This is a genomic window from Methanosarcina vacuolata Z-761, from assembly GCF_000969905.1.
In the GTDB taxonomy this organism is placed as follows: Archaea; Halobacteriota; Methanosarcinia; order Methanosarcinales; family Methanosarcinaceae; genus Methanosarcina; species Methanosarcina vacuolata.
Genome location: NZ_CP009520.1, coordinates 4459652 through 4472083 on the forward strand (window position 1 = coordinate 4459652; position 12432 = coordinate 4472083).

Consider the following 12432-nt stretch of genomic DNA (forward strand, 5'->3'; position numbering starts at 1 on the left):
TTTCACAACGTTAGTACAGATTTTTCACTATGTTTTCAATTCTTTCCCTGAAATTTCCATTACATATCTTTTCCCAGGCATCGGGAAAGGCATTGAGCAGATTCTGGAGTTCTTCTTCTCTGTATACAAGATAGGCTTCGATTCCTTCTGCACTTCCTTCTGCACCTTCGAAAAATTTATTTTTCCCGGAAGCTTTTTCGCTCTCGACCGAACCCCATTCCCCAGTTCTCAGGTAAGAACCCAGCAGGTCAAGTGCAATTACTGTATCGTGAAGGTTTCCTAGCTGGTCCTGGAAGGCTTTAAGCTCTTTGATCAGGGTTTTTGAGTCTTCTCCAAGTACGCTCTCAAAAAATTCAAGGATATAACGCATTCCCTTGACTGCAATCCTGAGCCTGTGCAGGCGTTCAACAGGAAGATAAAGCCCTTCCACCCATTCGGAGTAAGCCCTGATATCTGCTAAACGTGCGTAGAGAATTGAAGGAAGAACTTCTCTTACCCTATGGGGTAATGAATCATGTTTTTTGTTAGTCGCAGGAAGTATCAGGGTTTCTGGAGAGGCAAGTGCATCTGAAAAGTCTCTTTTGAAAGCCAGGTATTTTTCACTGTCCAGATAATCAAGCATGTTTTTCCTGGCTTTTTTTCGCTCTTCCGTAAGCACTGCAAAAAGAGAATCAAGATCATGTTCATGTTCTGGAGGCAAGGTTTTCAGGTACTTTTCGGCTTTCTCGCGGAAAACGTCCAGGTCCCTGACTTCCCCAAGTGAACCAAGCGTTCTCCTGAACCCTTTGAGATGAGGCTCAAGCTGCTCGGAATCAAGATAAGCCTCAAAAACCCTTGCTGCAGCTCTCATTCTGCGGACTGCAACCCTCATATCATGCAATTCTTCGATATCCTCCCCTTTTATAGTTCCTTCTTCATGAGAGAGCATACAGGAAAATTGATGGGAAAATATTCTGCAGGCAAGCTGCGCCATAGAGTCAGTCGGTTTGATAATTACCTCTCCACCCAGCATACACTTCTTCTTTGCAGCCTGTTTTTCCTTTGCAGCCTGTTTTTCCTTTGCAGCTTGTTTCTCCTTTGCAGCCTGTTTTTTTTCTAGTCTTTTTTCCTCCTTTACTTGCTTTTTTTCTGGCTTTTTTCCCTCTCCGGCCTGTTTCTTTGTTTCTATTTCTTTTGTTTCGGATTCTTTTTCAATTATAACTTTTTCGTACTCAGTAGCCTGAGAAAACAGGAGTTTGTTTCCGTAGAGATATTTCCAGAGTTTACTTTGTGTCTCAAACTTTTTTGCAGTTTTTTCAGTTACATCCCCTATTATTTCTATATCCAGAACGTTTTCAAGCGACCTTATCTTTCCTGGCTGGATTTTGAGGGATTCGAAAAGGTCTGCAATTGACACAATAGCTGCAAGCATCAGAGATTTGTTCTGTAGACCTGGAGGCAGCCCCGTGTGGAATCCTTTCAAGCTTGAGATTAAACTTTTTTCGCTTACGTAATGGCTTACAAAAAGATCCTGAAGTTCAATGATCAGGGTGAGCATTAAAATTTCGTGAAGCCTGAATCCTTTTACAGGATGTGTTAGAAGAATTTCCCTGCTCATACGTGCGCTCTCGCCAGGAAAAATGGAGTTTCCGATATCCTTCAGGAAGGCTGCAAGTCCTAGGAGTTTTCTCTCTTCCTGTCCCAGTTCATGGTATACAGACAGACCATCAAAAAGCGTAAGAGCATATTCCCTGCATTTTTCGGTCCGGTTTTTATTTGCTCCGTAATACTCGAGCAGGCTTTCCGGGTTCCATTGTTTAAATTCTAACGCTTTCTTTTCCTTTTTCGAAATACAACTTTTCCCTGCCTGGAAATGGAATTCAGGATCTTTTTCTTTGTAGGTTGTAAAAGGAAAAATAAGAAGCCTCTTTTCTTTAAATTCTGAACGCAGAGCTTTTATTTTGTTTTGGGAAACTCTTAAAAGCGAGCTGAGCTCTTCACAGCTCTGTCCCCTATCAAGTCCCATCAAAATCTGAGCCTGCTTACCATACATGTTTTTCTGGTCTGCAAGCTGCGCGCAAAAAGCTCTTTCTCTCAGGTTAAGGAAGGTTTTTTCAGGAAGGTTCTCAATGAAAAGAAAAGCTCTTTCGAACTTGGAAAAAGGGCTTTCTTCCAGGTTGTAATGCTTGAGCAGGAAAAGTCGGATAGTTTCTAGGTCTTCCAAGCTTCCTTCGCTTTTAAGCTCAACTTCAAACTCATTATAGTGCTTTTCCCTTCCTTTACTTTTCAGGTTTACCCGGTCTAGGTAAGTCTCAGCTATAAGCTTTTTTCCCATTTTTACCTGGCGAATTACCCTTTTCTGTTTGAGGGACAGCAGTGGAAAAAGGTCAAATCCTGCCGTAAATTCAAAAATCAGATCTCTAATACGGGAATCAGGACATGCGAGTACTGAGATTCCATCAGGCAGGAAACTTACATACTCTTCTCGCCTGTGAGTTCCACCTTCAAAACCTCCCAGGCTTTTAATAGTAACCCAGCTTCCGTCTTCCCCAGATGACTTCCTGACACGCAGGTAGTAACCCGAAGCCATAATAGCCCGATCCTCAGTATCAAAGAAAATATCCTCATTTAACTGGATTTTCGCTTCCGAAAGAGAGTATGAAGCAAGCTTTGAAAGGCTTTCAAGGGCCTGAAAATCCGTTTCTTCCATTACCAAAAATTTTGATTCTATCTCCATACTCTTTTTCTCCCACCCAAATCCCCAACTTTTTGTGAAATAGTTTGTCCGAAAGCCTTTTGTAAAATGGTTTGCCTGCAAGCCTTTTTAAAAAAGGCTTGAGTGAAAACCCCCAGAAGGGGGCATGGTTAAGCAAACGATTTAGCAAACGATTTAGCAGACGATTTCATAAATAAAGACTATAAATTTCGCTCTTTCCAGCACGTCGTTATTTCCTGTAATTAAAGGATTATAATTAAGTTAAATGTATAGATGTATGTTTGAAGCTACAATTAAATTAGTTTAGATGCTATAAACCACAGGATTTCGATAGAGTTATTTTTTCTAAATTATTCCTCTCCATTGTTTTTATATAATTACTGCTCAAATCCTTATAAATAAATCTAATGTTATTCTTTTTACCTGTTATAGTTTATCAGTGATTGTTACTTTTCAAACTAATATTAGTTGAATCGTCCTATAAAATTGTTTTAATATTTATTTCCTGAAAATAACTACTTCATCAAATAAAATATCTCGGAAATTAGCCTTTTCGAGATTCCTGCCCCATATATTTGGTTCATACCACTGATTCTTATTATTGGCTCGAACTAATAGCTTGTATTACTGGCTCATTAATCCGGCTGAAATATTTCAATTGAGTAACATTGAGTAAACAATTCAAAAAAGCTAAATGCAGTAAAACATATCTACTAAAAATTTAAAAAATATTAGGGAATATTCTCAAAATCCGGCTTATCAGGAACTTAGTTTATTAATACTAAATCTGAACCGATCTTACTAAATAAAGTTTATTCATGTGAAATCTTGTTTGGTTGTTTAGAAATCCTTGCTTGGTTGTTTAGAAATCCTTGCTTGGTTGTTTAGAAATACTTGCTTAGTTGTTTAGAAATACTTGCTTAGTTGTTTAGAAATCACTTAATTCAGAATGCAGAACCACCTTATTACTGACTTTGTAACTCGGCAATCCAGGTTCCAGACAAAAATACTTTTACAGTCTCGAACTTTCATATTACTGAGCTTTCAATATTATCGAAGTTTCAATATTCGAGCTTTCACTTATTAATGATAAATAGATTAATGACTTATGGAGTAACTTCCTTTGACAGGTAATGATATACTACTCTGGGATGAGACCCTATTTAAGGACCCGTCTGTGCTTGAGCCTGACTATCTCCCTGAATATTTTCCTCATAGGGAGTCACAATTAAATGGGCTCAGATTTGCGCTCAAGCCAGCCCTTCGCGGTATGCGGCCTTTGAATTGTTTGCTTGTAGGTCCTCCCGGAACAGGAAAAACCAGTGCAGTTATGAAGGTATTCGGGGAAGTTGAAGCCCATGCAACTGGTGTCGTTACTGTTAAAGTTAACTGTCAGATTGACTCCACACGTTTTGCAGTAATGTCCAGGATTTACAGGAAGCTTTTTGGAATCTCTCCTCCCAACTCGGGAATTGCTTTCAGGAAAATCTTTGAGGCCGTTGTTAATTTTCTAGTCTCTTCGGAGAAAGTTCTGCTTGTTGCTCTGGACGACCTTAATTATCTCTGCTATGAAGGGCATGCTAATGAAGTAATGTACTCGCTTTTAAGGGCACATGAACAGTACCCCGGAACAAAGATAGGGGTAATTGGAATTGTAAACGATGCTTCGGACCTCTATTGCCTGGATTCCAGAGTGAATTCGGTATTCTTACCTGAAGATATTCCATTCCCGAGGTATGAAAGTGCCGAAATTCTTGATATTCTCAAAGACCGGGTAAAATACGGCTTTTATCCTAAAGTGATTTCTGACGAGTTACTTGAACTCGTGGTCTCGTATGTAGAACGGACAGGAGACCTCAGGGTTGGAATTGACCTCCTAAAACGTTCTGGTTTTAATGCCGAACGCAGGGGAAGCCGAACAATCTCGTCTGAAGATGTGGAAAAAGCGTATGAAGCGTCCAAACTGCTTCATCTATGCAGGGGTATCAGCCTCCTTTCAGGGCCAGAGAAACACTTGCTTGAGCTAATAGCAAAAAAAGGAGAAATCCAGGCAGGTGAACTTTACAAGTCCTTCCATGAATTAACTCAGCTTGGATACACTCGTTTTTATGGAATTGTCAATAAGCTCCAGGTGCTTAACTACATAGATGCGGATTTTACCGGCAAGGGCCAGAGAGGCAGAACGAGAATTATAAAAATAAAATTCAGGACTGAGGATGTTCTTAATTGTCTTAAGAAAGATTAAGCCCCAAACACGCCAACCCGTAATGAATTGCGGAGAATCCCGGCTTATATGTTTAAAATTATCTTTTATCCGATGTTTTTAGTTCCATTTTTTAGTTCCATTTTTTAGTTCCATTTTTTAGTTCCATTTTTTAGTTCCATTTTTTAGTTCCATTTTTTAGTTCCATTTTTTAGTTCCATTTTTTAGTTCCATTTATACTTCGTATTCTATTTCCTGATTAATCGATATCAAAGGGCATCTTAAAGTGGAAGGGTATATAGATAATTAAGAGTGTAAACTACCTCCCCCCTCCGTCGGAGTCGAGGAAGGGGACTTACTGCCTGGAAGTAAAACAGTTTTTTGCTTATTATAATACCTTAAAAGCTTTCAAAAGAACTGAATATAGGCTGAAATGAGACTGAAAATAAGCTAAAAAGGGGCTGAAAAGGGCAAAAGAAGCTGAAAAAGGAGCGAAATAAACGGAAAAGAAGCTGAAAAGAGATATAAAAAGAGGATTAAACGAAATCTAAAAACAAGCCTGAAAAATGAGAACGGAGATTCACATGGATTTCCGGGAAAACCGAAAATACATGTTTTTCAGGCTTGAAATCTTTCCCGACTAAATATTTTAAAAAAGGAGCAGTGAGAAAAATGCACCTTTTTTGGGTTTAGCCAGTACTTGATTTATCGTCTTATTTTTCAGGAATTTACATCATTCCTGGGGGCATTCCGCCCATTCCGCCCATTCCTGGAGGCATTCCACCTGGCATTCCGCCCATTTCTTCAGGGCTTGCTGCACGGGTAGAAGCTATGATATCGTCAATCCTGAGAATCATAACTGCAGACTCGGTAGCTGCATTGATAACCTGGGTCTTGACTCTGAGGGGTTCTACTACGAAGTTTTCCCACATGTCAACGACTTTGCCTTCGAAAACATCGAGTCCTGCGGTCTTTACACCTTTCTCGTGCTGAGAACGAAGCTCCATAAGCATGTCAATGGGGTCAAGCCCTGCATTTTCTGCAAGAGTCCTCGGAATAACTTCGAGAGCTTCGGCATAGGCTTTGACTGCAAGCTGTTCTCTGCCTTCAAGGGTTGCTGCGTATTCCTGGAGCCTCAGTGCAACCTCAACTTCAGGGGAACCGCCGCCTGCAACAAGCTTTCCGTCCTCGATTGCAACTCCAACCACACGAAGTGCATCCTCAAGAGCGCTGGTGATACTGTCAACTACATGCTCTGTGCCGCCGCGCAGCAGGATTGTTACAGCCTTCGGGTTGTCGCAGCCTGTGACAAAGGTCATGCTGTCGCCGCCAACCTTCTTCTCTTCGACGAGGCCTGCATATCCGAGGTCTTCGGGAGTAATTTCATCCATGTTAGTGATGAGTTTGCCGCCTGTTGCTCTTGCGAGCTTTTCCATGTCGCTCTTTTTAACTCTGCGGACAGCAAAGATACCTGCTTTTGCAAGGTAGTGCTGGGCAAGCTCTTCAATTCCTTTCTGGCAGAAGACAACGTTTGCTCCGCTGCCGATAACTTTCTGGACGATCTTCTTGAGCATCTGTTCTTCCTGGTCAAGGAAGGACTGGAGCTGGTCAGGAGAAGTTATGGAGATTTCCGCATCTACTTCGGTGTCCTTCAGTTCGATTGCGCTATTGAGAAGAATGATTTTTGCGTCCTTAATTTTTTCAGGCATGTTGGGGTGGATTCTTTCCTTATCAATGATCATGCCCCGGATAAGCTCGGAATCCTCTACCTTGCCGCCGACTTTCTTAACAACATTGATGTTGTCTCTGTCAACAGTATTCTTTCCATTTGTGTCCACAACGCTTGTTACAGCATCTACGGCAATCCCTGAGAGGAGCTTTTTGGAGGACTCTGCACCCTTTCCAGTCATTGCGGTTTCAGCAATGCTGACAAGCAGGTCACGGTTGGACATTTCTACTGTCATTGCAAGGGAGTTCAGGACTTCTACGGCTTTATCGGCTGCAAGCCTGTACCCTGATGCGATAATTGTCGGGTGGATTTCCTGCTCGATTAAGTCTTCTGCTTTCTTTAAGAGTTCACCTGCGACCACGGCTGCACTGGTAGTGCCGTCTCCGACTTCTTCATCCTGGGTCTTGGCTACTTCTACTACCATCTTTGCTGCAGGGTGTTCGATGTCCATTTCTTTGAGAATGGTTGCCCCGTCGTTTGTAATTACCACATCGCCCATGGAGTCAACGAGCATTTTATCCATGCCCTTGGGACCAAGGGTTGTTCTGACTGCTTCTGCTACTGCCTTTGCAGCCATGATATTGTTACTCTGGGCATCCCTGCCTCTGGTTCGCTTACTTCCTTCTTTTAAAATGAATATTGGCTGTCCTGCCATGATTTAATCCTCCATTAGTGTGAGTTTGAAATAGCTCTACAATTAAAATCGCATTTTACATGTTTGTACTTCTATATAAACTCATCCCGCTGGTAGTTCTGGATCCAACATTTCGCAGTATTTTTTTGAAAATAAATATTTTATCTTGATAGCGTTTTTGGACCATAGTAAAGTAATTTGGGCCTATAACGACATTTGGTGATAAGTGAATTATGCCATTTTTATTTTCCAATATGATGGCAGAGCTCAAAAACCTCTTCTTATGGGTAATTTTCCGGAATATTGTGAAGAACTTCTATGCTATGTCAATTGATTGTGTTAATGATTATGTCCCCTTCAAGAGAGTCAAAGATAGTTGGGAAGATCTCTATAATCTTGAGGGGAGTGTCTAAAACCAAATTTCAATCCTTCCGGCCTTTCTCGATTTATGAGTATTCTAAAAACCGAAAAAGCTATAAAAAACTGTAATTTTTCTCACCTCACTAAACAAAATAAAAAACGTTTCAGGGACTTAACTTATGATTTGAAATTAAAAATAAATTAATACTTTATTCTACAAAATATAGTGTATTACCTCTTTTTTTCAAAAAATACGTATAATTCCGATTTAAAACTCTGTTTACTTCAATTTAAAATCATAAAATTTATCTAGAAGTATTGTACTCCTTTTTTTGGTGAACACTTGTGAAATCTCTGTGTATCACATTGAACAAAAAGTCTAAATAGAAATTATTTTTGGAGGTATTAGGCATTTTTGATTTCATATTACCAGTCAAATGTACAGGTATAGATCCTGATCTTAATTGGTTTAATAAGAAAATTATCCAAAAAAAATGCGATATGGGGAATTTACACCTCTTTAAGAAGTTTCATTTAAGAAATTACTGTTATTTGGCTATATTTTTGTCATAAGGAGTTATTAATCTCTTTGTTAATGAAAAAAATGTATTAAAATGCTTAAATGAAAGTTAAGAACAAAAGCACTATAGTATGTATTTTGGAAAGTGTCGATAATGCAAAGAAACTACTGGCCAACTATAAAATGGAAAGCTGTAGACCCGGTAACCTTGAGAATGGATTCAGAAAAGCTTTCAGAGCTTGAACCCATGATAAAAGCCGAGTACAGCAATATAAATGGTATTGTTGTTGTGAAAAACGGACATATTGCTTATGAAAGATACTTTAATGGTTATGGCCCGGATGATACACACCATGTGGCATCTGTAACAAAAAGCATAATATCTGCTCTTATTGGTATTGCCATAGATGAAAGGTATATTGAAAATGTAGACCAGAAGGTGCTGGATTTTTTCCCCGAGTATGTTCCCGATTCTGCTGATTTACAAAAACGAGAAATCACCATACGCCATCTTCTCACTATGACGGCTCCCTATCCATTTGAGGATTGGCACGAACAGCTGGACAGAATGTGTATGCAACCTGACTGGGTAAAGTATATTCTGGATATGCTGGGCCAAAAAGGAAGTATTGGAACTTTTAAGTATTCCACTGCAGGGGCGCACCTGCTTTCAACTATCATTACTCGTAGCACAGGAAAAAGTGCCCGTGAGTTTGCCAATGAACGCTTATTTAGACCCATTGGCATGAAAGAAATCCCGGATCATGAAATGAAAGCGTTTGGGTTTGAGGATTTATTCGGGAAAAATATGAAAGGATGGGTTAAAGACCCAAACGGTAACTCTACGGGAGGATGGGGACTTACGCTGACTCCCCGTGACATGGCACGTTTCGGTTTTCTATATCTTAACCATGGAATCTGGGACAATAATCAGATTATTTCCGGGACATGGATTGACGAATCAACAGCTATGAACCTCAATAAATACGGTTATCTGTGGTGGTTACGTGAAGATGACGGAGTTTTTGCATATTTAGCACTGGGAGACGGTGGTAATGTTATTTGTTGTATTCCAGAAAAAGACCTGATCATAGCAATTGCATCAGAATTCATTATTAATCCTCTTGACAGGTGGAAATTGATTAAAGAATGTATTATCCCGGCTGCAGTGAACTAAACTTATCACCACCCGGTCTGGAAAAGATATTTTACTGTAATTGATGTGTCGACCTGCCGAATATACAATTTATACGCTTAAAAAAGTGGAAGTCAAATTATTAATTTCAGAATGAGATTCTTACGAGCTCCAGAATGAGATTCTTACGAATTCCAGAATGGGTTTTTCTTCCTGATTTCTGGAAGACTATCAGGTATAGAGGCACATATAGTTTCAATCAAAGTTGCGCTGGCGCACCCCGCTGCAAGCAACGGGGTATGTTCGCGCCACCGCTCGAAATTCCGTCAAAGGAAATAGTAACCCTAAACGGTTTAGTTTGAGCAGAAGTTAACAACCGAAAAATGGAATTGATAATTATATAGTCATCAACGGTTACCGGGGAAGTTTCCATCCCCGCAGCAAGCTAGCGGGGTATTCGACTGAAATAATTCGTTATTTGCTCTTGGAAACCAGAGAATTCTTGAATTAACTTTTTACTCCCTCGTTTCCGGAAGTTTTGAGAGAATTCCTTCTATTTCAGATGCTTTTTCAAAAGAAAGCCCAAGGGGAACGTCAAAATCTGCATATCCACTGTGTTTTCTTGATCCCTTGCACCCGAAAGATAGGCCCATACCTTCCCTGTATGCAAACACTGTACAGTCTCCGCAGATTGAAGCTGCACCCATTGTAGCCATTACTGCCCTTTTTCCTTCCGAGTAGGCACTTGCCTGAACAATGCGCATAGCTTTTTCAGGTTTCAGGAAAAGAATCAGCACATCAAAACGACCTTTATTCAGAGATAAGGGCTCGATTCTCATAAAACAAAACTTTTTTTCCAATCTAGGGAGGGATAAAGCTGCATTTTCCGCAGCCTGCGAGTTTTTATATCTTCCGGAACTCAGGTAGTACGCTGCAGGGCTCTTTTCAGAAAATCCCAGCACATAATCTCCCGGAGAGCAACTCTGTCCTGAAATCAGGAACGCTTCTCCCATACGGGCTTTCTGCACAAGTTCGCAAAAAAGAAAATTGGATTTTTCAGGAAACTTTTCGTCTCCCGTACCAGCTACTATCTCTTCGCTTTTTCCCTCAATACTTTTTTCAGCTTCGCGCCTTTTTTCAGTTTCGTGCCCTACTTTACTCCCGACTTTGTACCCAATTTCGTGCTCTGTTTCGAAGGTTACACATACAGGCTCGCCGATTTCCATCAGCCGGCTGAGCTCCGGATATTTTGAAAAAGGGCTTTGGTCGGTGTGCATATAATTTGCTCCTGTTTTTTCTGGCCTTCTCGCTTTTCTGGCTTTCACACAAATTCAGCTTTTACAGATGTGAAAACCGGGCCTCTCATATCTATTTTTTTCTTTTTGCCTGTGATATAAAGCTGGGCAACAGAGCCTATTCTCAGGTTGACTTCCGATGGAACTTTTGCAATCCTTACTCTGACTATATGCTCGTTTGCTCCTGACAGGGCAGCCTCTTCAATTTCCCTGGCAGCCTGGGCTGCAAATGCTTCTATAAAACGAATTCCCGCCCTTGCAGAATGGTTTTCAAAAGCTTTCTGCCATTTCTTGGTATTTGGAATTCCCATAATATCTCCCTGATAGGCTACAACCTCATTAAAAGCTGCAGGTCCGCAAAGCTTTGTATTTTCTTCGGGCTCAATTACGGAAACTTTTACTTTCCTCCCGCAAATTTCTCCTTCCCAGGCAGGGAATTCACAGGGACTTGGTTCTTCCCCATGCAGTTCGCACTGGGAAACAATAGAATCTGCAATCGCAAGTCCTTCAGGAGTTTCGGGTACTTTATCTACGAAAACCTGTTTTGCAAGTTCACCATCTGACATTTCCCATTCAGTATACTGTGGAATCTGTGGGTAGGTAAGAGAGCGGATATCTGGTGCATCATGAAGAATCATTGCCAGCCTTTCCACTCCAAGACCGAGATTCATTACAGGATACGGGATATCATATTGGGCAAGCGCTGTTGGGGAATAAATTCCGAAAGTTGCAATCTCGATCCAGCCATCAGAATACTTTGAGTTAGAGCCCACAAGTTTTGGATGGAAAGCAAACACCTCGGTCTGCGTGTCAGGAATGTAGTATTTGCTGCGTTTCTCATCAGGCCTGAAAAGGAATTTTTCAAATCCAAACTGAGAAAGGAGTCCTTCTGAAACGGCTTTCCCATGGTCTACAGTCACATCTTCATCCATAATTACGCAGGAAGCCGAGTAGTAGGTCATGAGTCTTGAAGCATCCTCCTGTTGTTCTCGTCGGAAACAGCGGTCTACAGAGAAGAAGTGGAAGGGAGGCTCTTGTCTTTCAAGAAGGGCACCGAGAGAAATAAACCAGCCGCTGGTCATGTGGCTGCGGAGTGTCTTTGTGCTTGCCTGGGGTACAAGTTCTTTAAATTCCGGGAAAACCCTGTCGATCATATCTGCAACAAGGGCGTCCGAAACTCCAAGCACCCCTGAAATCTCGGGCACAAGGTCGTCTCCTTCTATCTTTCCTTTCTTATACGAATGGAGAACCTGCCTTATCTTTTCTACTCCATCGTCGCCGATATCCCCAAGAATCTCTTTTACCTCTGCGGTGCGCTCATCGGAAATTCCAACGTTCGGCCTTGGCAGGCCTGCAAGATAAAAACAGCGATCCAGGACTGCAAGAGCTTCGCTTCCGAACTGTTTGTGTACCTCTTTATCGTCCACTATAAGAGGGTTCATCATCTCTTCAAAGCCCATTCTTAAATAGGCTTCTCTGAGTTTCTGGATTGTATCGTAAACAGGATGAGCTTTTCCATATTTCAAAGTGGTCCTGGGATAACGGTCGTTCAGGGTAGGTGTCCTGACAAGCTTTTTGCCCTCGTTCCAGGTAAGGTCAAAGTTTTCTTTAGCGTCCCTTTTTATTTTTTCCGGATCAAATTTCATGCATATCCTCTTGAATAGATTATTGGAATTCTATATTATTGGAATTCTATATTATTGGAATTCTATATTATTGGAATTCTAAGTCTGTTAAGTAATAATTAGAACCTGTCAAGTTCAATTGTAAATATTAAGTGTAATTATAAACTGTCAACTTTAATACTGAGACTGTTATGTATAATTCTAAATTGTCAATTTTACTTCTAAGTCTATCAATT

The 12432-nt window shown here is 40.7% G+C and carries 6 protein-coding genes; 2 read left to right on the forward strand and 4 right to left on the reverse strand.

The annotated features are described in order from the left end of the window. Positions 1–10: 10 nt before the first annotated feature. A complete protein-coding gene (locus MSVAZ_RS18465) occupies positions 11–2716 on the reverse strand; it encodes a CHAD domain-containing protein (protein ID WP_048124357.1) in 2706 nt (901 codons plus the stop codon). 1102 nt (positions 2717–3818) lie between these two features. On the opposite strand from MSVAZ_RS18465, the gene MSVAZ_RS18470 reads away from it, so the two are divergent. Then, a complete protein-coding gene (locus tag MSVAZ_RS18470) occupies positions 3819–4940 on the forward strand; it encodes an ORC1-type DNA replication protein (RefSeq protein ID WP_048123396.1) in 1122 nt (373 codons plus the stop codon). A gap of 686 nt (positions 4941–5626) precedes the next feature. Here the strand turns inward: MSVAZ_RS18470 and thsB are convergent. After that, positions 5627–7282 carry a thermosome subunit beta gene (gene thsB / locus MSVAZ_RS18475; RefSeq protein ID WP_048123398.1) on the reverse strand — a complete coding sequence of 552 codons (1656 nt, stop codon included), beginning with the start codon at positions 7280–7282 and terminating at the stop codon, positions 5627–5629. Between the two features lie 1013 nt (positions 7283–8295). Between thsB and MSVAZ_RS18485 the strand changes: the two genes are divergently transcribed. Next, positions 8296–9318, forward strand: a complete 1023-nt coding sequence (locus MSVAZ_RS18485) for a serine hydrolase domain-containing protein (RefSeq protein WP_048123402.1) — start codon at positions 8296–8298, stop codon at positions 9316–9318. Positions 9319–9791: 473 nt separating this feature from the next. On the opposite strand, the gene MSVAZ_RS18490 is transcribed toward MSVAZ_RS18485, so the two are convergent. Together MSVAZ_RS18490 and sepS are read right to left on the reverse strand one after the other, a co-directional pair. Next, complete coding sequence (locus MSVAZ_RS18490) at positions 9792–10553, reverse strand: DUF169 domain-containing protein (protein ID WP_048124359.1); 762 nt, start codon at positions 10551–10553, stop codon at positions 9792–9794. A 44-nt stretch (positions 10554–10597) separates the two neighbouring features. After that, positions 10598–12217 (reverse strand): O-phosphoserine--tRNA ligase, encoded by a 1620-nt coding sequence (sepS, locus tag MSVAZ_RS18495; protein ID WP_048123404.1) that lies wholly within the window; start codon positions 12215–12217, stop codon positions 10598–10600. Between the last annotated feature and the right edge of the window lie 215 nt (positions 12218–12432).

Coding starts and splice junctions, on each gene's coding strand:
- MSVAZ_RS18465 (WP_048124357.1), bottom strand. CDS start 2,716: ATGGAGATAGAATCAAAATTTTTGGTAATGGAAGAAACGGATTTTCAG.
- thsB (WP_048123398.1), bottom strand. CDS start 7,282: ATGGCAGGACAGCCAATATTCATTTTAAAAGAAGGAAGTAAGCGAACC.
- MSVAZ_RS18485 (WP_048123402.1), top strand. CDS start 8,296: ATGCAAAGAAACTACTGGCCAACTATAAAATGGAAAGCTGTAGACCCG.
- MSVAZ_RS18490 (WP_048124359.1), bottom strand. CDS start 10,553: ATGCACACCGACCAAAGCCCTTTTTCAAAATATCCGGAGCTCAGCCGG.
- sepS (WP_048123404.1), bottom strand. CDS start 12,217: ATGAAATTTGATCCGGAAAAAATAAAAAGGGACGCTAAAGAAAACTTT.